General features: G+C 72.2%; 16 protein-coding genes, 1 pseudogene and 1 riboswitch. Of the genes and pseudogenes, 7 read left to right on the forward strand and 10 right to left on the reverse strand.

What is annotated here, in order from left to right; genetic code table 11:
- Window positions 1-76: 76 nt before the first annotated feature.
- On the forward strand, window positions 77-412 hold the full coding sequence (locus tag AB0R04_RS30940) for a class IV adenylate cyclase (RefSeq protein WP_363376946.1): 336 nt from the start codon (window positions 77-79) through the stop codon (window positions 410-412).
- A 120-nt stretch (window positions 413-532) separates the two neighbouring features.
- Here the strand turns inward: AB0R04_RS30940 and AB0R04_RS30945 are convergent, their stop codons facing one another.
- Window positions 533-844 (reverse strand): antibiotic biosynthesis monooxygenase, encoded by a 312-nt coding sequence (locus tag AB0R04_RS30945; protein WP_363376947.1) that lies wholly within the window; start codon window positions 842-844, stop codon window positions 533-535.
- Window positions 845-847: 3 nt separating this feature from the next.
- A complete protein-coding gene (locus AB0R04_RS30950; protein WP_363376949.1) occupies window positions 848-2,188 on the reverse strand; it encodes a hypothetical protein in 1,341 nt (446 codons plus the stop codon).
- A gap of 168 nt (window positions 2,189-2,356) precedes the next feature.
- Between AB0R04_RS30950 and AB0R04_RS30955 the strand changes: the two genes are divergently transcribed.
- Window positions 2,357-2,836, forward strand: coding sequence for an ATP-binding protein (locus AB0R04_RS30955; protein ID WP_363376951.1), 480 nt, complete (start codon window positions 2,357-2,359; stop codon window positions 2,834-2,836).
- A gap of 228 nt (window positions 2,837-3,064) precedes the next feature.
- Here AB0R04_RS30955 and AB0R04_RS30960 read toward each other — a convergent pair whose 3' ends face one another.
- Window positions 3,065-3,196 (reverse strand): hypothetical protein, encoded by a 132-nt coding sequence (locus AB0R04_RS30960; RefSeq protein WP_363376953.1) that lies wholly within the window; start codon window positions 3,194-3,196, stop codon window positions 3,065-3,067.
- A 633-nt stretch (window positions 3,197-3,829) separates the two neighbouring features.
- Between AB0R04_RS30960 and AB0R04_RS30965 the strand changes: the two genes are divergently transcribed.
- Both AB0R04_RS30965 and AB0R04_RS30970 read left to right on the forward strand, forming a co-directional pair.
- Window positions 3,830-4,648 (forward strand): hypothetical protein, encoded by an 819-nt coding sequence (locus AB0R04_RS30965; protein WP_363376955.1) that lies wholly within the window; start codon window positions 3,830-3,832, stop codon window positions 4,646-4,648.
- 114 nt (window positions 4,649-4,762) lie between these two features.
- Window positions 4,763-5,236 (forward strand): DIP1984 family protein, encoded by a 474-nt coding sequence (locus AB0R04_RS30970; RefSeq protein ID WP_363376956.1) that lies wholly within the window; start codon window positions 4,763-4,765, stop codon window positions 5,234-5,236.
- A 298-nt stretch (window positions 5,237-5,534) separates the two neighbouring features.
- Here AB0R04_RS30970 and meaB read toward each other — a convergent pair whose 3' ends face one another.
- The 3 genes from meaB to AB0R04_RS30985 are packed head-to-tail and all read right to left on the reverse strand — an operon-like array spanning window position 5,535 to window position 10,609.
- Entirely contained in the window at window positions 5,535-6,527 is a 993-nt protein-coding gene (meaB, locus tag AB0R04_RS30975) for a methylmalonyl Co-A mutase-associated GTPase MeaB (RefSeq protein ID WP_363376957.1), read from the reverse strand.
- Window positions 6,528-6,539: 12 nt separating this feature from the next.
- Window positions 6,540-8,744: a methylmalonyl-CoA mutase gene (gene scpA / locus AB0R04_RS30980; protein WP_063346509.1), complete on the reverse strand. Its 2,205-nt coding sequence runs from the start codon at window positions 8,742-8,744 to the stop codon at window positions 6,540-6,542.
- Window positions 8,741-10,609 (reverse strand): methylmalonyl-CoA mutase family protein, encoded by a 1,869-nt coding sequence (locus AB0R04_RS30985; protein WP_363376959.1) that lies wholly within the window; start codon window positions 10,607-10,609, stop codon window positions 8,741-8,743. The genes scpA and AB0R04_RS30985 overlap by 4 nt, the downstream gene beginning before the upstream one ends.
- Before the next feature lie 302 nt (window positions 10,610-10,911).
- On the opposite strand from AB0R04_RS30985, the gene AB0R04_RS30990 reads away from it, so the two are divergent.
- Both AB0R04_RS30990 and AB0R04_RS30995 read left to right on the forward strand, forming a co-directional pair.
- On the forward strand, window positions 10,912-11,982 hold the full coding sequence (locus tag AB0R04_RS30990) for an NlpC/P60 family protein (protein WP_363376960.1): 1,071 nt from the start codon (window positions 10,912-10,914) through the stop codon (window positions 11,980-11,982).
- Between the two features lie 17 nt (window positions 11,983-11,999).
- Window positions 12,000-12,440, forward strand: a pseudogene (locus AB0R04_RS30995) (acetamidase/formamidase family protein); the annotation flags it as partial.
- Window positions 12,441-12,478: 38 nt separating this feature from the next.
- Here the strand turns inward: AB0R04_RS30995 and AB0R04_RS31000 are convergent.
- The 4 genes from AB0R04_RS31000 to AB0R04_RS31015 form a co-directional block, all read right to left on the reverse strand.
- Window positions 12,479-13,414: a M56 family metallopeptidase gene (locus AB0R04_RS31000; protein ID WP_363376962.1), complete on the reverse strand. Its 936-nt coding sequence runs from the start codon at window positions 13,412-13,414 to the stop codon at window positions 12,479-12,481.
- Complete coding sequence (locus tag AB0R04_RS31005; protein ID WP_363376968.1) at window positions 13,411-13,779, reverse strand: BlaI/MecI/CopY family transcriptional regulator; 369 nt, start codon at window positions 13,777-13,779, stop codon at window positions 13,411-13,413. Before AB0R04_RS31005 ends, AB0R04_RS31000 begins: the two co-directional genes overlap by 4 nt.
- Window positions 13,780-13,924: 145 nt before the next feature.
- Window positions 13,925-16,675, reverse strand: a complete 2,751-nt coding sequence (locus AB0R04_RS31010; protein ID WP_363376964.1) for an FtsX-like permease family protein — start codon at window positions 16,673-16,675, stop codon at window positions 13,925-13,927.
- Complete coding sequence (locus AB0R04_RS31015) at window positions 16,672-17,565, reverse strand: ABC transporter ATP-binding protein (RefSeq protein ID WP_363376966.1); 894 nt, start codon at window positions 17,563-17,565, stop codon at window positions 16,672-16,674. The genes AB0R04_RS31010 and AB0R04_RS31015 overlap by 4 nt, the downstream gene beginning before the upstream one ends.
- Before the next feature lie 139 nt (window positions 17,566-17,704).
- Window positions 17,705-17,882, forward strand: a riboswitch (M-box (ykoK) riboswitch).
- Between the two features lie 368 nt (window positions 17,883-18,250).
- Between AB0R04_RS31015 and AB0R04_RS31020 the strand changes: the two genes are divergently transcribed.
- Window positions 18,251-18,903: divalent metal cation transporter (locus tag AB0R04_RS31020; RefSeq protein WP_363376969.1), on the forward strand; the 653-nt coding region annotated here is incomplete at its 3' end.

The following is an 18,903-nucleotide window of genomic DNA, read 5'->3' on the forward strand; positions in this document are numbered from 1 at the left end:
TGGATCGTGCCTTCAAGGCGGGACCTCGATGTGATGGTGGACGGCGCCGAGCGCGTGATCTGACGGAGGGGCGAGGATGGCGATCGAAGCGGAGCTCAAGGCGGTCGTGCGTGACCCGGAAGGCGTGCGCGAGCAACTGGAGGCCCGGCACGGTGCCGGCCGCGCCGAGGTCTACCGCGACACGTACTACGACGCGCCGGACGGCAGCCTGATGGGCGCCGATCGCGAGTTGCGGATCCGCACCGTGCACGGCCCGGACGACATGCGCACGGTGCTCACGTACAAGGGGGCCCGGGTGGACGAGGCGTCCGGGTCGAAGCCGGAGTCCGAGACGAAGGTCGAGGACGCCGATGCCGCGCACGAGATCATCCGGGGCCGTCCGGCCCGTCCGCGATGCAGGACACGATCGTGAGCCCATTCGGGTCCTCGCCCGCGAGAGCGTTTTCGAGCAGCCGTCGAACCTGCTCCTCCACCCCGGCCGCCAGCCCCCGGTGCCCCGTGATTCCGATTCGCAGACCGCTCCGGTCGGCCTTCACGGCGTAGTGCCCTTGCCGGAGGTCTCATCCAGGAACGTCACCTCGAACGATTCGAGGTGCTGCGCGCGTTCGGCCAGGAATCGGCGGACGTGAGGTTGCCGTTCGTGTTCCTCGAAGGCCGCACGGTCCGCGTACAACTCATAGAAGACCCGGACGTGTGGCTCGCCCGGCACGGTGTGAATGACGTAGAGGAGTGTGCCGGGTTCCTTGGCGCGGATCTCTTCGAGGGCCGCAGCTGCCAGCTGGTCGAAGGCGCGGGCTGCTGTGGCGTCGTGGGTGATGAAGCGGACGACCAGACCGAATCCCACGGGTCACGCGGCCTTCTGGCCGGCGACCTCGCGGGTGCGCTGGTGGAGCTGGCGGACCGTACGGTTGGTGGCTCGTGCCGGGAGGCCCTTGCCCAGAGCCTGGAAGTGCTCGTCGCCACGGACGGAGCTGATCGTGACGTAGTCGTCCAGGAACGCGTTCCAGGTGGCGCAGGCGGCCTCGACGTGCCCGATTTCCATCTGGCGGCGGGCCAGCAGGCCGTTGCCGTGTACGCGGCCCTGTTTCTCGTTGGCGGGGCGGGTTCGGTTGGAGAGTTGAAGTTCCTTGATCGCCCCTGGGAGGTCGCCGAGTTCGTACAGCACGTGCGAGACGTGGAAGTGGTAGGCGGCCTGGTCGTAGCCGCCGACGGAGTCGTTGCGGCCCTCGGCCTGGGTCAGCGCGGTTTCGGTCTCGGCGAGGCGCGCGAATGCCTGCCGCTGGTCCTTCACCATGGCGGCGCCGTGCGCCTGTTGGCCGGCGAGGAAGGCCCGCAGTCGCGGGCCGGAGGCCGGAGCCGCTTCGGCGGCCGAGTCGGCGAGTTCCAGCGCCTTCGGGCCATATCCGAGATTGGACGCCTGGAGCGCCATGCCCCGTAGGGTGCGGCAGTACGTCACGTGGTCCTGGGCCTCGCGTGCGAGCTTGAGGGCCTGGACGTAGTACTTCTGGCCGAGACCGTGGGCGGTCTCGTACATCGCCATCCACCCGGTGAGGTAGGTGAGATCGGCGGCGGCCGACAGCAGGCCGGCCTTCACTTCCGTGGTGCCGGATGCCTGGAGCCAGGGGCCGACCGAGTTGACCAGGAAGGCCGCCGCCATCGGGCGGGCGTGGGCGGCGCCGAGCTCGTCGAGGATATCGGCGATCCGGTCCGTCATCCTCCGAACGGTCTCGACCTCGCCCTGGCCGACCCGCACGGTACGGCCCGCCGCGGCATGGTTCATCCGGTCAGCGGTGTCGTCGAAGACCGGCAGCGTCAGGGCGAGCGAGTAGAGCCCGGAGGCGAGTACACCACGGCGTGAGGGATCCATGTCGGCTTTGCCGATCGACATCAGATCGGACAGGACCCCCTGGCTGCCCGCCTGCTCGGCGCCGCGCCCGAAGCCCGTCTCCTCGGGTGTCACCGGTCGTCCGAGCCGACGTGAGAACGTCTCGCGGACAATCTCCTGTACGTCTGCCCGGGGCTGAGTGCCCGAGAGCCAGTGCGAGATCGCCGACTTGTCATAGGTCAGCTGGTGCCCCGCCTCGCCTCCGACGCGATTCACGGCTCGGGCGAGCTGGCCGTTGCCCCACCCCGCCTGCTGCATGAGCGTCGCGAGCGCGGTGTTGGGTGTGCGCGGTCGGTGGGTCATCGCGATCCCGTCCTCTGTTCAACCGGTTCAACGCCTGGACCAGCTTCGCCTGTTCTCCCTTCTTGTGTACCCGCGTTGACTTGACGTCAGCCATTTGGACGGTGGGTGTGGACCCGAACGATCCGGCATGGCTGCCGAGTTGTCGATATGTGACCGAATGGATTCCCAGTGATCGTCAGTCCGCTCACCACCGCTCGATTCCCGGTTCCGCTGGAGTGGGGCGTGCCGCCCGGGGTCGACGCGGTGCCGGCGGCGCGGCGGTTGGTGGGGGCGATCGTGCGGGAGTGGGGTGTGCCGCTGTCGGCGGACGGGCTTCAGGAGGTGGAGCTGTGTGCCAGTGAGGTGATCGCCAATGCGCTCGTGCACACCAAGGAGCGCTGTGCCGTGACCGTCCGGTGGTGTGCCGGGCGGCTGCGGGTGGAAGTCGCCGATCGGTGCCCGGAACTCCCGAAGCGCGAGCGTGACGCCGGATCGACCAGCGGGCGTGGCCTCCTGCTCGTCGAAGCGCTGGCGCACACGTGGGGCTGGCGCCCGGCGGGGGTGGGCAAGGTGGTCTGGTTCGAGTACCTGGAAGTCGCCGAAGTGCCGTGCCCCACGCATGGATTGGGCACGGCGCAGGACCTGCACGCTCTGCGAGAGGTGGCGTAGTGGCGACCGTCGGGCGCCTCGTGACTGTGACGGATTGTTGACTGATGGTAAGGAATTGGCTTGTGCGTCGGTGTCTCGGCTGCTGCCGAGACTGAGCCAGGACACGTTGGCTGGAACTTGGTCACGGTTGTTGGAACCGGAGTGCCCCAGCGCCGGAATCGCTCTTGGGGCTACTACTCCAGCTGTAGTTCGTGAGGCGTGTGTGACTGAAGGCATGAAATGGGTTGATCATTCCCAGCCGTGCTCGGCGTAGGTCCGGTTGTCCCACTCCGGGTGCTCTGTGGTGTAGGTGCCCCAGCCCATGCGCTGGTAGTACAGCGTCATCGCGTCGAAGTAGCTCGCGGCCTCAACGGTCCACACGAGCCGGGCACCTTCGGACAAGAGCGCACGAGCCCCGTCTCCGCGCGGTCCGGCCAGGCAGAACATCTTTCCCTCCTCGCCTTCGTCCCACAGCTCGTGAAGCATTGGCTCAGGATAGGTCCCAAGCGGCGCGGTGTGACTACAACGGCTGAACCGCTGTCGTCCCCGCCGCTCCAGTTGTCCTGCGTACGCGCTCGCTCGGTTCCAAGCCCTCAGCGGAGCGGCCGCGGACGCCGCGAGCCCGGGTAGTTCGGAACTGGTTCCAACATGAATGGCAATCCACCGCAGGTTGCAAGAAGGATGGCCAGATGGTTCCAACAAACGTGTCCCACCGGGTCAAAACGGCCAGGTCACCACACCGCGTCAGTTCCACCTATCGTGTCCCGGCTCAGAGACACCGACGTCAGGCCCTGTGCTGGCAGTTGTGCCCGACTGGCTCAGAGGGTGTCGGTGGTGGTCAGGCCACTGAGTAATGCGTCGGGGTGGGGTGAGCCGCCCGAGCATCCTCGGCAAGTGATTTTGATCGGTTGTCAGGTGATGCCGGTGGATCGAGTGGCGGTCCCGGGGGTCGTGCCCGTGTGGGTGCGTCAAATGTGGTGGCGGCCCGGTGCCGGGGGTGGTCATTCTGGGCGGATGGGTGATCGTGCGAATTTTGTCGTTGTCCGCGAGAGCGGTGAGTTCGAGCTGTACCTGTCGCGGTTCGGGGCGATAGGAATCGACCTCGACCTCCTGGCCGGGCCGGCGGAGGCTCTCTCGATGGTCCGGCGCCTGAAGGCGGTCGACTGGTGGCTGGACGATGTGCACTGCCAGGGTGCGGCACTGATCGACCTCGGCCGGAGGGTGCTGATGCTGTTCGCCTGGGAAGGGCCGAGTGCCGAGATGCGCCACAGGGCGGCCACTCTGGAGCTGTTGCAGGAGGCGTGGGTGGGGTGGGACGTCCGGTGGATGTACGACGGCCCTGCCGAGCTGCGGACGTACCTGGGGCTGGACCCCGAACACGTCCGCGCTCGTGGGCGCGGGCATGCGGTGGGGCCGCTGCTCGAACCGGGCGACGAGGAGCTGGCTGACCCCGAGCCGATGGTTGCGGTGGTGACGGTCGGGGCGGAGCACTGCTACGTGCTGGCGAACGTCAACGACCATCCGGTCCGGGAGGGGGCTGCGCTGCTCGACCGGCTGGCGGGCGGCCCCGAGCACGGGGTCTGCGAGGCGTCGGCCGATGCCGGCATCCACGTCGATCCGCTGCGTCGGCGGGTGGGCTGGTGGGTGCTCGGGGCGTCGGCAGAGGCGTACGAGATGCCGCAGCGATGGCCCGGTTGGACGGTGGAGTTCTGGCAGGACCGCTGGGAGGAGCACGTACTGGCGGCGCCCGGACGCTTCTCGCCCCCGCCGGTCGACCGCGCGAGGGCGCTGGCGGACGTACGGGCAGCGGCCGAACGCTGTCGAGAGGCATGAACCCGCCCGGCGCCCGCCGGGTCGGTCGGGCCGGCCCCACCCCTCTTACCGTGCCGTCAGGCACCGACGTGCATACTTGCCGGACGATCAGCAGGACGTAGAGGTGATGACGCGGTGAAACTGGCTGAAGCGCTCGCGCAGCGCGCGGCTGCGGTGCGGCAGGTGGAGCAGTTGCGGGCGCGCGTCGTCGGCAGTGCCCGCTACCAGGAGGGCGAGGAGCCGGCTGAGAGCGCGGCGGAGGTCCTGGCCCAGGCCGGAGAGGTGCTGGACGAGTTGGAGCGGCTGATCCGTCAGATCAACCGGACCAACTCCACCGCGCTCATCGAGGGCGGCGGCACGCTGACCGACGCCCTCGCCCGCCGGGACGTCCTGCGGCTGCGCCACTCGGTGATCACCGCGGCCGCCGATGCCGCCTCCGGGCGCGACCAGCGCGGAGCCGTACGGCAGTTGCGGTCCGAACTCAGGATCCTCGCCGCTCTGCCGGTCGCCGAGCTCCGCGCCGAGGCGGACGCCCTGGCGAAGGAGATCCGCGAGGTGGACACCCTGATCCAGCGCACCAACTGGGAGATCGACCTGATCGAGGACTGACCCCACCAGCTGGGTGTGGGAAGCAGGTAGTCGCCACGGAGGCGTGCACACACCGCGGGCCGGCGGTTTATCCGGCCCTTGGCGCGTGAAGAGCAGCGCAGGGGGTTCGATTCCTCATCAAACAATGCAGCTCAGCATCGCGTACAGGTGACAGAGCACACCGCACAGCTCACCACCACGTGCAGATCCGGGCGACGAGGGCGGGAACGGGGCGCCCCACACCCGGTGCGAGGGCCGTGCACACCAGCACGGCCCTCGCACCTGTTCCACCCCGGGGCCGCTCAAGAAGCGCCTCCCGTCAGGGCGCACCGAAGAAGGCGTCCAGGATCTGCTGCGCGGCCAGCCCCGCCGGCGTGGTGCCGGCGCGCACCTGGGCCTCCAACTCGACGGAAAGCCGCCGCACTTCGGGGTGTTCGTGCAGCCGCGCGTAGAGCTGGTCGTGGACCATCGTCCAGGTCCATTCGACCTGCTGTTCCCGCCGCTTCGCGGCCAGTGCGCCGGTGGCGTCGAGGACCTTGCGGTGTTGCTGCAGCCGCTCCCACAGCACGTCGAGTCCGGCGCCGTCGCGGCCGCTGCAGGTCAGTACCGGCGGCGTCCACGCCGCGTCGGGGGCCTGCAACAGCCTTAGGGCGCCGGCGAGTTCGCGGGCGGCGGCGCGGGCGTCGGGTTCGTGCGGGCCGTCGGCCTTGTTGACGGCGATGACGTCGGCCAGCTCCAGGACGCCCTTCTTGATGCCCTGCAACTGGTCGCCGGTCCTGGCCAGGCTGAGCAGCAGGAAGGTGTCGACCATCCCGGCGACGGCCGTCTCGGACTGGCCGACTCCTACCGTCTCGATCAGGACCACGTCGTAGCCGGCGGCCTCCATCACCACCATGGACTCCCGGGTGGCCTTGGCGACGCCGCCCAGCGTCCCTGAAGTGGGCGAGGGGCGGACGAAGGCGTGCGGGTCGACGGCGAGGCGTTCCATCCGGGTCTTGTCGCCGAGGATGGAGCCGCCGGTGCGGCTGGACGTGGGGTCGACGGCGAGTACGGCGACCCGGTGTCCGAGCCCCGTGAGCATGGTGCCGAAGGAGTCGATGAAGGTCGACTTGCCGACACCGGGCACGCCGGTGATGCCCACCCGGACCGCGCCGCCCGCGTGCGGCAGCAGCCGCTGGAGCAACTGCTGCGCGAGCGCGCGGTGGTCGGGCCGGGTGGACTCGACGAGGGTGACGGCGCGCGCGATCCAGGCGCGCGAGCCGTCGAGGACACCCGTCACATAGCTGTCGAGGTCGATCGTCCGCGGAGGCATGCGATCAAAATCTCACAGCTCGTGGCCGAGGTCGGCCGCCAGTGAGGTGAGCAGGTCGTAGGCGGCGTCCGGGATGACGGTGCCCGGCGGGAAGACCGCCGCCGCTCCCGCCTCGTACAGTGCGTCGAAGTCCTGCGGGGGGATCACCCCGCCGACCACGATGGTGATGTCCTCCCGGCCGGCCTCGGCGAGTGCGGTGCGCAGCGCGGGGACCAGGGTGAGGTGCCCGGCGGCGAGCGAGGAGACGCCGACGATGTGCACGTCCGCCTCGACGGCCTGGCGGGCGACCTCGTCGGGGGTCTGGAAGAGCGGGCCGACGTCCACGGTGAAGCCGAGGTCGGCGAAGGCGGTGGCGATCACCTTCTGGCCGCGGTCGTGGCCGTCCTGGCCCATCTTGGCGACCAGGATGCGCGGGCGCCGGCCTTCGGCCCGCTCGAACCGCTCGACCAGGTCGCGGGTGCGCTGGAGGGAGGCCGAGGGGCCCGCTTCGTCTCGGTACACACCGGAGATGGTACGGATCTGGCCGCTGTGCCGGCCGTACACCTTCTCCAGGGCGTCCGAGATCTCGCCGACGGTGGCCTTCGCCCGGGCCGCGTTGACGGCCAGGTGCAGCAGGTTGCCGTCGAGCGAGCCGCCGCGCTGCGGGCCGGCCTCGGCGGCCCGGGTGAGCGCGTTCAGCGCGTCCTGGCAGGCCGCCTCGTCGCGCTCCTCCCGGAGCCGGCGCAGCTTTTCGAGCTGGCGGGCGCGCACCGAGGAGTTGTCGACCTTGAGCACGTCGATCTGCTCGTCGCTGTCCACCCGGTACTTGTTGACGCCGATGACCGGCTGGCGGCCGGAGTCGATCCGGGCCTGGGTGCGGGCGGCGGCCTCCTCGACGCGCATCTTCGGGATGCCCGCGTCGATGGCCTTGGCCATGCCGCCGGCCGCCTCGACCTCCTGGATGTGCTGCCAGGCGCGGCGTGCCAGGTCGTGGGTGAGCTTCTCGACGTAGGCGGAGCCGCCCCACGGGTCGATGACCCGGCAGGTGCCGGACTCCTGCTGGAGCAGCAGCTGGGTGTTGCGGGCGATCCGGGCGGAGAAGTCGGTGGGCAGGGCCAGCGCCTCGTCGAGCGCGTTGGTGTGCAGCGACTGGGTGTGGCCCTGGGTGGCGGCCATCGCCTCCACGCAGGTGCGGGTCACGTTGTTGAACACGTCCTGGGCGGTGAGTGACCAGCCGGAGGTCTGCGAATGGGTGCGCAGCGACAGCGACTTGGCGTTCTTCGGGTCGAACTGCTTGACCAGCTTCGCCCACAGCAGCCGGGCCGCGCGCAGCTTGGCGACCTCCATGAAGAAGTTCATGCCGATCGCCCAGAAGAACGACAGCCGCGGCGCGAAGGCGTCCACGTCCAGGCCCACGTCCAGGCCCGCGCGCAGGTACTCCACCCCGTCGGCCAGGGTGTAGGCCAGCTCCAGGTCGGCGGTGGCCCCGGCCTCCTGGATGTGGTAGCCGGAGATGGAGATGGAGTTGTACCGGGGCATCTTCTGCGAGGTGTACGCGAAGATGTCCGAGATGATCCGCATCGACGGCTGCGGCGGGTAGATGTAGGTGTTGCGGACCATGAACTCCTTGAGGATGTCGTTCTGGATGGTCCCCGCCAGCTTCTCGGGCGCCACCCCCTGCTCCTCGGCGGCCACGATGTACAGGGCCAGGACGGGCAGGACGGCGCCGTTCATGGTCATCGACACCGACATCTTGTCCAGCGGGATGCCGTCGAAGAGTTGGCGCATGTCGTAGATCGAGTCGATCGCCACGCCCGCCATGCCGACGTCGCCGGTGACGCGCGGGTGGTCGCTGTCGTAGCCGCGGTGGGTCGGCAGGTCGAAGGCGACCGAGAGGCCCTTCTGGCCGGCCGCCAGGTTGCGGCGGTAGAAGGCGTTGGACTCCTCGGCGGTGGAGAAGCCCGCGTACTGGCGGACGGTCCACGGCTGGTTGACGTACATGGTCGGGTACGGCCCGCGCAGGTACGGGGCGATGCCCGGGTAGGTCTCCAGGAAGTCCAGGCCGGCCAGGTCCGCCGTGGTGTACAGCGGCTTGACGCCGATGCCCTCGGGGGTGTCCCAGACCAGCTCGTCGACGTCCTTGCCGGTGGACTGCCGCCAGGCGGCCCGCCACTGGCCGTCGGTGACGTCCCCGGAGGGATCCCCGTTCAGCCCGATTCCGGTGAAGTCGGGGATCATCGTGCCACTCCGATCTGGTCGAGCAGGGAGGTGAGGACGGCGATGGCGTCCCCGCCCGCGTGGATGAACTCGTCTACTCCTGCCGGGACTTCGCCGAGTCGACCGGCCAGCAGCACCCGTCGGGCGCCGGCTGCCTTCAGCGCGCCGGCGACGGCCTCGGCGTGCTCGCCGTACTGCGCGTCGCTGGAGCACAGGCAGGCGGCGGTGGCGCCGGAGGCGGTGAAGGCCTCGGCGAAGGCGGCCGGGTCGACGGACTCCAGCGAGGTCGTCGCGATGCCGCCGGCCTGGAACAGGTTGGCGGCGAAGGTGGTGCGCGCGGTGTGCGCGGAGGCGGTGCCGATCGAGGCCAGGAACAGCTTCGGCCGCTCGCCGGTGGTCGCGAGCTGCGCGTCCGAGCGGTCGCGCAGCGCCTCGTACGCCTCGGCGCGGCGCACCTGCGGCAGCCCGCCGCCCGGTGCGGCCGGGGCCGGTTCGCGGACCAGCGGCCGCTCCTCCAGGTGCGGGAACTCGCTGACGCCGGTGACGGGTTCGCGCCGCTTGGCGAGCTTGACGGAACGCTCCGCCCAGGTCGCGGCGATCCGCTCGCGGACCGTCCCGTCGGTGAGCGCCGCCTGCTGGCCGCCGGCCCGCTCGATCTCCTGGAACCAGGCCCAGGCGGCCGCCGCCAGCTCCTCGCCCAGCTGCTCGACGTACCAGGAGCCGCCGGCCGGGTCGATCACCCGGGCGAGGTGGGACTCCTCCAGCAGGATCGACTGGGTGTTGCGGGCGATCCGGCGGGCGAAGGCGTCCGGCAGACCGAGGGCGCTGTCGAAGGGCAGCACGGTGACGGCGTCGGCGCCGCCCACGCCGGCGGCGAGGCAGGCGACGGTGGTGCGCAGCATGTTCACCCACGGGTCGCGGGCGGTCATCATCACCCGGGAGGTGACGGCGTGCTGGCGCTGTGCCGAGGCCGCCGCGGAGGCCCCCGACACCTCGGCGACGCGGGACCAGAGGCGGCGCGCGGCACGGAACTTGGCGATGGTGAGGAACTGGTCGGCGTCGGCCGCGTAGCGGAATTCCAGCTGGCCGAGCGCGGCGTCCACCGACAGCCCGGCGGCGGTGAGCGCCCGCAGGTAGGCGACGCCGGTGGCGAGCGAGCAGCCCAGCTCCTGGGCGGGCGAGGCGCCGGCCTCGTGGTAGGGCAGGGCGTCCACGGTCAGCGCCCGGACGCCGGGGTACTCGGCGGCGCAGCGGGCGGCCAGCGCGGTGGCCTCGGCGAGCAGCGCGGTGGTGCGTCCGGTCTCGCCGGTGCGGGCTTGGAGGCCCAGCGGGTCGGCGCCGAGGTTGCCGGCGGCGGCGCCGGGGGAGACCTCGCGCTCCTCGTACAGGGCGAACAACTGCTCGGCGGCGGCGGTGAATTCGGGTCCGGCGTCGAGTGCCACGGCGGCCAGGTCGAGGTACACGCCGGTCAGCGTCTCGGGCAGGGCCGTGACGGGCAGGCCCGCGCCGCCGAGCTCCAGCCAGAGCGAGCCGACGCCGTTCTCCAGGTCGGCCAGGACCGCCTCGTTGGTGCGCCGGCGGTCCGGGTCGGCGTGCCGCTGGCGGACGTCCCAGCCGGCGACGGCCGCGCCCTGCGGCCGGCCGCCGCGGACGAACGGGGGGAAGCCGGGGTAGCCGGCTTCGGCCGGGGCGTCCTCGGCGGTGTACAGCGGGCGGGCGCGCAGCCCGTCCGGGAGTTCGGTGGTGAGCGCCCGCTCGGCGGCGGCGCCGTCCGCGGGCTGCGCGCCGGACTTGCGCAGCACGCCCTCGACGAGCTGCTGCCACTGCTCGCGGTGTGCGGCCGGGAATTCGGCGGCGAGGGGGAGCCCTTCGGGCAGGACGTTCATGACCGCAGGTTAGCGCTCGTTCGCAGGCCCGCAGGAGGGGCGGCCCGTGTGACCTTTCCCTCGATTTGGCACGTTCTCAGCACTCCGGGCGGCGAGGAGTGCCGCAGGCGGTGGCACCCGAGGTCAACGCCGGTGCCGGGGGCCACGATCGATCGCCCGGAACGGCCCGGAACAGGGGGATTGCGGAACCCCTCCACTCATCTATTAAGTTACTTCGAAGAAGGTGGGTGGGGACCGAACCCCCGTAGGTCCTCGCCCGCCTTCGCCGTCCCCTGCCGTCCCCCGAAGGAGAGCCCCCCGCCATGGGAAAGCGTCGCAAGCCCAGCCCCCCGAGCCGGGCCCGCATGGCGGTCCTCACCACGGCCATGGCCGGCGGCGCCGTCCTCGCCTCCGGCACCGCCCACGCCGAGCCCGCCCCCAACCTGGCCTCCGTCAAGGAGCAGGTGGACAAGCTCAACGAGGAGGCCGAGCAGGCCGTCGAGCAGTTCAACGGCTTCCAGGAGAAGCAGCAGAAGCTCCAGGGCGACGCCAGCAAGATCCAGGAGAAGGTCGCCCGCGGGCAGGAGGCGATGAACGAGCTGCGCTCCCAGCTCGGCGCGGTGGCCGCCGACCAGTACCGCACCAACGGCATCGACCCGTCCTTCCAGCTGATGCTCGACTCCGACCCGGCCGCCTACCTGGAGCGCGCCTCGGTCCAGAACCACCTCGCCGACTCCCAGATATCCCTGCTCAAGCAGGCCCAGAACGAGCAGCGCAAGCTCGACCAGGACCGCGCCGAGGCCACCGCCACCCTGGCCCAGCTCGACTCCGTCGGCACCGAGCTGGGGGAGAAGAAGAAGCAGATCCAGGCCAAGCTGGCCCAGGCCCAGGGCATGCTCAACAAGCTGAGCGCCGAGGACCGCGCCAAGATCAACGCCCAGCAGAACGCCGAGAAGGCCAAGGCCGAGGCCCAGGCGGCGGCCTCCGCCGACCGGGCCTCCCGCTCCGCCGAGCGCCAGAACATGAACACCCCGGCGCCGCCCGCCAGCGGTCGCGCCGCGGCCGTCCTCCAGTTCGCCTACGCCCAGCTCGGCAAGCCCTACGGCTGGGGCGCGACCGGCCCCAACAGCTTCGACTGCTCCGGCCTCACCGGCGGCGCCTACCGCGCGGGCAACGTCAAGCTGCCCCGGATGTCCCAGGACCAGTGGAACAGCGGCTCCCGCGTCCAGCGCGCCGACCTCCAGCCCGGCGACCTGGTCTTCTTCTACCCCGACATCCACCACGTGGGCATCTACATCGGCGACGGCAAGATGATCCACGCCCCGCGCACCGGCAAGAACGTCGAGGTCCTCCCGATCAGCGCCATGCCGTACGTGGGCGCCGTCCGGCCGTAGCTGTAGCCGTAGGCCGTGTCAACGTCCCGGGCGGGCTGCTCACCATCGGCGACGGCCACGCGCGCCAGGGGGAGGGGGAGGTGTGCGGGACGGCGGTGGAGGCGGCCATGCGCACCACCGTGATCGTCGACCTGGTCAAGGGCGGCGGACCGGCCTGGCCCCGACTGGAGGACGACCGCTTCCTGATCAGCACCGGCTCCGCCCGCCCCCTGGAGGACGCGTTCCGGATCAGCCAGCACGACCTGGTCGGCTGGACCGGGCACCTGCTCGGCCTGGACCAGCTCGACGCCTACCAACTGGTCAGCCAGGCCGGGCTGGCGCCGGCCGCCAACGTCTGCGACACCAACTACACGATGGTCGCCAAGCTGCCGAAGAGCCTGCTCGGGCGGGTCCGCGCCTACGACGGCCTGCACGACCGCCTGCGCGAAACCGCCGAGGCGTACCTGCGGCACCGGTAGGGTCGGTCCGGCATCGTGAGCGGGGGGCAGCGGACGCCCTACGGGTGCGGCGCGCAGGCCAGCAGGTACGGCAGCAGCGGGAGCGCCGACACCACCAGCCAGAAGGCAAGTTGGCGCCCGCGCCGACCGTGCCCCGGGCGGGCCAGCCGGCGGACCCGCGCCAGCACCCCGGTGGCGGCCACCGCCAGCGCCCCGCCCGACGCGGGGCCCAGCGCCCCGCCCGGCACGATGCCGTGCGCGGCGCCCGTAGGGGCCCCGGACGTCGCCAGGGCGCAGAGCGCGGAGGCCAGTTCGCTGCGCGACACCCGCGCCAGCGCGGCGTCGTCGGCCGCCATCTCCAGCAGCAGCCCCACCTCCGCCCGCCCGCGCCGGGCCAGCGGCAGCGGGCCGAACAGCAGGGCGAAGGTGTCCGCGGGCAGCCGGAACAGGTGGTGGCGGCCGCGGATGTGTCCGTGCTCGTGCGCCACCGCCGCGGCCAACTGCCGTTCGTCCAGCAGCCGCAGCGCCCCGCGTGACAGGACCACCCGGGAGCTGCGGCCGGGCAGGCAGTAGACGGTCGGGTGGGCGTGCTCCAGGATCAGGGCGCCCCAGCGACCGTCCCGGACGGCGACCATGTCCAGCATTGCCCGGTGCCGCCGGCGCGCCCGTCCGGCCCGGACGCCGACGGCCGTCACCACCGTGGCGATCGCGGCCCCGGCGGCGGCCAGCAGCCACCAGTCGTGGGTGTGCGGGGCGACGGGCCCGACCGGCTCCGGGTGCGGGAACAGCCCGACCAGCCCGGCCGGCTCGTGGGCGAACGGCTCCACCGCGTGGTGCGCCGCCAGCAGCAGTGCGACCAGGAAGGAAGCCATCAGGGCCAGCCAGAGCGCGGCGCCCGCCGCTGGGCGCGCCTGCAACCGGGTCGAGCCGGCCAGCCGGCGCGGCAGCAGGACCCCGGTCACGGCCAGGTGGAGGCCGAGCAGCGCGAGGGTCACTCGGTGTCCCGGGCCTTCACCTGCTCCAGCGCCGCCAGCAGCGCGGACGCCTCGTCGCTGCTCATCCCGTCGACGAAGTGCAGCAGCGCACCCGCCCGGTCCGGCGTGGTCTCCAGCGCCTGGCGCATCAGCTGCGCGGTGTACGCCTCCCGGGTGCAGGTCGGCTCGTACGCCCAGGCCCGGCCCACCTTGTCCCGGCGCAGCCAGCCCTTGGTGTGCAGGATGTCGGCCACCGTGGTGACGGTGGTGTACGCGACCGGCCGCTGACGCTGGAGGTCGTCCACCACCTCGCGTACGGTGGCGGGCCGGTCCCAGGACCACAGTCGGTCCATGATCTCGGCCTCCAGGTCGCCGAACCCGCGCAGCACCGCCGTTCTCTCCCTCGCCGACCGCCGGCGCCCTTCGCCCGCTAGAACCCGCCCATGGTACGGCTCTCTCGCGCGTGGGTCGCCCGCGCACGCCGAAGCCCGCCCTCCGAAATGGGGGGCGGGCACCGGCGTGCGGCAGGGATCAGGACAGCCGCCGCCCCATCGGGATGCGGGAGCGGGTCAGCAGGGCGGCGAGCAGACCCGCCAGCACCGGGAGCACCAGGACGACCAGCAGCAGCTGGCCCCAGGGGGCGGTGATCAGGGCCGGGTGGCTGCCGAACCCGCTCGCCCGGGACTTCAGCAGGCCCACCGCGGGGACGAAGCCGTTGACCGCCCCGAGCAGCGCCCCGAGCAGGGCGATCATCGCGCACTGCAGTCCCGCCATGGTGCGGCGGATCCGCGGTGGTGCGCCGACGGCGGCCAGGGTGGCCTGGTCCTGGCGGGAGTCGGCGGCGGCCAGGCCGGTGGCGATGCCGGCGGCGCCGAGGACGACCAGTCCGGCGAAGCCGCTGAGCGCCAGGGTGAGGGCGTCGCCGCGAGGCTGGAAGCCGCGCTCGACCTCCAGCTGGGCGGCCCGGTCGAGCCGGACGACGGCGGCCTCGGCACGCTGCTGGGCCTTGCGGTCGGGCGGGGTGGCGGGCACCCAGATCGCGCCGGTGGGCCTCGCGGTGAGCCCGGGCAGGAGCTTGGGCAGCGCCGAGGGCAGGATCAGGCCCTGGGCGAAGCGGGCGGCGTTCGGGTTCTCGACCAGGACGGCGTCGGCCGGGATTTCCTGGAGGTCGGGCTTGGGGACCTCGCCGGGCTGGAGCGGCGCGCCGGAGCTGCCGCGCAGCTGGAGCACCGCCCGGCCGTCGCCGGCCAGGAAGGCGCGGTCGAAGACCAGGATCTTCCCGGCGGCCAGGGCCTGTTCGGCGGCCGGGTCGTGGATGCCGAACTGGGTGCGGAGCATGGCGGCGTCCCCGGAGGCCAGGTGCGGCGGGCCGGACGCGGTGCGCCAGTTCACGGTGCCCTTGAGCTGGACGGTGCTGGAGCAGTTGGCGCAGAACTGGTACACCGCCTCGCCGAGGTCGGCGCGCGGCCCCAGGTCGGTCAGCTGCTTGCCCACCTCGGCGCGCAGGCCGTCGAGTTGCGGTCCGTCGGCGGTGGAGAGGAGTTGCACGGCGCCGTACGGGGCCTGCGGCCGGTAGTCGCGGCGGTTCTCTGCGTCGGTGCTGGTGCTGTAGACGCCGATGGCGACGGCCCCGGCCACGGCGGCCATCACGGCGGCGACGGCCGGCGCGGTGCGCGAGCGGTGCCGGGCGGAGTCGCGCAGGGCGAGTCGGGGGCCGAGCGGCAGCCGCTTGGCGAGCCGGCCGAGCAGGGCGACGAGTGCGGGGGTGCAGGCGAGCAGGCCGAGTTCGGCGATGACGGAGCCACCGAGCACGGTCAGCGTGCGGGTGTCGTAGGTGCTGACGACGGGCACGCCGCCGTGTTGCACCGCGCTCGCGCCGTACAGGGCCAGGGCGGCGCCGGCGGCGAGCAGCAGCACACCGAGCACGGTGACCCAGCGGTTCGGGGCCTGGACGGTGTCCCGGCCGGTGAGTCCGGCGGTGACGCTGCTGCGGGCGGCCTGCCGGGCGGGCAGCGCGGCCGCGAGGAGCGCCGTGAGCAGGCCGATCCCGCCGATCGCGAGCAGGTCCAGTGGCGGCAGGGCGAAGTGCCCGAAGCGGGCGCCGCCGGCCCGTTCGATCCACGGGCGCAGCCCGGCGACGAGGCCGCCGCCGAGGACCACGCCGACCACGGCCCCGGCCGTGCCGAGGACGAGGGCGCCGCCGAGCACCACCGCGCCGACGTGCGTCCGCCGGCCGCCGGCGGCGCCGAGCAGCGCGAGCTGGCGGCGGGAGCGGCGGGCGCCGACCGCGAAGGCGGGGCCGGCGAGCAGGGCGACCTCCAGCAGGCCCATGCCGGTGACGGTGGCCACCACGACCTTGGTGTTGTCGTCGGCGGAGGGGCCGAAGGAGCGGTAGGCGTCCCGGTAGTAGGGGACGGCGGCGCGCGGCGGCGGGGCGAGCGCGACCGAGCGTGCGGTGAGGGTGTAGCCGTGGGCGTTGAACTCCTGGACCTTGGCCCAGTCGAGGGTGGCCCCGGCGGGGAGCCGGACCAGCCAGGCGCCGCGTTCGGGCTCCGGCGCTGCCGCGGCCGGGCTGCCGGGAGGCGTGGCGGCGGCGAGCTGGCTCAGCAACGCGCCCGACTGGGCGACGAGTTCGACCCGGCGGAGGTCGTCCGGGTGCTCGACGACGCCGGTGATGGTGAAGGTGGTCCGCTCCAGGCCGGGAAAGGTGGTGGTGCCGCCGACGGCCAGCCCGGAGTTGTCGAGGAAGGCCCGGGTGGCGGCCAGTTCGCGCGGGCCGCCCGGGGCGTGGCCGTCGACCAGGTCGAGCCGGCCGTGCCAGAGCGGGTCGGTGAGGTCGGCCTCGGTGGTGAGGGTGCGGACCAGGCCTTCGGGGGAGGTGGCGCCGGTCTCCGGGCCCTGCCGGGCGGAGGTGAGCACGCTGCCGGGCGGCAGCAGTCCGGTGACCAGGGCGACGGGGTCGGTGCCGGCGCCCTTCTGCTGCTCGGCCGTGGGCGGCTGCCCGGGGCGGGGCTGGACCGCGAAGGCGCCGTCCTCGGCGACCGGGGCCTGCTCGACGGTCCGGCCGGGGGCGAGTGACGTGACCAGGGCGTCCGCCCCGCCCAGCACCCGTTCGACCCGTTCGGCCGGGGTGAGCTGCCCGCTGCGGTGGACGACGTCGGCGCCGGTGACGCCGAGGACGGGCAGCGCGATCATGGCGACGATCAGGGCGCTGCGGCCCTTGGCGCGCAGCGCGTCGCGGCGGGCGATGCGCAGGGCGACCTTCCAGGCGCCGAGTCTCATCGGGCCACCTCGCCGAAGCCGTCGCCCGCGTGGCCGAAGCCGGACGTGTGGCCGTAGTCGCCGGACGTGTGCCCGGCCCCGTCGGCCGCGTGGCCGTAGCCGTCGGCCGGGGCGCTGAGCGGCTCGCCGGTCAGTCGGCGCTTGCCGGTGCGCCGCCCGTGGCTCTCGGAGTCGACCGCGCCGTCCTTCAGGTGGACCACCCGGTCCGCCCAACTGGCGTGCGCGGCCTCGTGGGTGACCATCATCGCGGCGGCCCCGGCGTCGCAGCGGGCGCGCAGCACGGCGAGCACGGCCTCGCCGGTGGCGGAGTCGAGGGCGCCGGTCGGTTCGTCGGCGAGGACGAGCCGGCGCTCGCCGATCAGGGCGCGGGCGATGGCGACGCGCTGCTGCTGGCCGCCGGACATGTCGTCGGGGAAGCGGTCGGCGAGTTCCCCGATGCCGAGTTCCTCCAGGGCGGCGAGCGCCTCGCGGCGGGCGGCGCGTCCGGAGACTCCGTCGAGTTCGCGGGGCAGCGAGATGTTCTCGGCGGCGGTGAGGGCGGGGATCAGGTTGTAGTCCTGGAAGACGTACCCGATGGAGCGCCGCCGAAGGTCGGCGAGCCGGCCGCGGCTGAGGCCGCCGAGGGCCACGCCCTCGACCAGGATCTCGCCCTCGCTGGGCGCGTCGAGTCCGCCGGCCAGGGTCAGCAGGGTGGACTTCCCGGAGCCGGACGGGCCCATGACGGCGACGAACTCGCCGGGGTGGACGGCCAGTTCGACGCCGCGCAGGGCGTGTACCTCGGCGGCGCCCCGCCCGTGCACCCGGGTGACGTTGGCCAGGTGCAGGACGGGTGCGGATCGGGTCGGATCGCTGTGGGACACACTTCCCCCTCGTGAGCTGTTGAGCTGCATATGTCGGTGAACTATATATGCCGGATGGGGGTGCACGTCGAGGGGTGGGTTTGGTCAAGCTTCTACAAAGCTGTCGAAGTTCGGCCGAGACGCCGCTATCCGGGTGAAAGGGAGGGTCTATGCTTGACGAGGTTTGAAGAAGGCACCTCGTTCGGTGAGGCTTCTTCACGGACACAGGCCACTGATCCGACGACGTCGAGAGACGCCCAGGGTTAGGACAGATCTTCCCGACCTAAGGGTTGATCCGAAGTGGCTTCCGGCCCGACCGGGCTGGACACGCCGTGGAGTGCCAAAGCTCTGACGAGTTGGGGTGTGCCGGTCCCGTAGGGCTGGTCCGCTCCTTGCCGTGTCGCGATGCGGTGCACAGACGGTGCACCCCCGACCGGGAGGAGGCGAGAGACATGGACTGCGATAGTCCGGGCCATAGTCGCCCCTACCCCCGCATGCTCTCGATCACCTCTGGCACGCGGTAACAACCTTCCCTGCGCGTTCACCTGACGCTGCGTCATGCGCTCAACCGCGCCCCGACGCGCGACGTCTGACGCTCCGTCATGCCTTCACGGCCGCCGCCGCTCAGCGCCGCCGTGCGGTCCGACGCCGTGCGCTCGCAGGGAGGATCGCTGCTGCGTGCCCCCTGTCGCCCCCTCAAGGAAGGGGGCAGGGAGGCCCTGCCATGACCAACGTGATGCTGGACCCGAAGGTCCCCACCACCACCACCACCCGCACCGCCGTGCTCGACGACGCCCACGTCGGCGACATCAGGGGTGCGCTCGGCACCATCCGGCTCGATGACACCACGCCGCGCCACGGCCTGTCCGCGCGGCTCAAGACCCTGCTGGCGATCGTGGGCCCCGGCCTGATCGTGATGGTCGGCGACAACGACGCGGGCGCCTTCTCGACGTACGGGCAGGCGGGGCAGAACTACGGCACGCAGTTGCTGTGGACGCTGCTGATGCTGGTCCCGGTGCTGTACGTGAACCAGGAGATGGTGCTGCGCTTGGGCGCCGTCACCGGTGTCGGGCACGCCCGGCTGATCCTGGAGCGCTTCGGGAAGTTCTGGGGCGCGTTCAGCGTCATCGACCTGTTCCTGCTGAACGCGCTGACGCTGGTCACGGAGTTCATCGGCGTCACCCTGGCGGCCGGGTACCTGGGGCTGCCGAAGGTGGCCGCGGTGGTGCTGGCGGCGGTGGTGATCATCGCCTCGGCGTTCACCGGCTCGTTCCGGCGTTTCGAGCGCGTCGCGGTCACGCTGTGCGTGGGTTCGCTGCTGCTGGTGCCGATCTACTTCATGGTCCACCCGAAGACCTCGCAGATGGCGCACGACTTCACGGTGCCCAG

The sequence above is a fragment of the Kitasatospora sp. NPDC056731 genome (assembly GCF_040687675.1).
Classification (GTDB): Bacteria; Actinomycetota; Actinomycetes; order Streptomycetales; family Streptomycetaceae; genus Kitasatospora.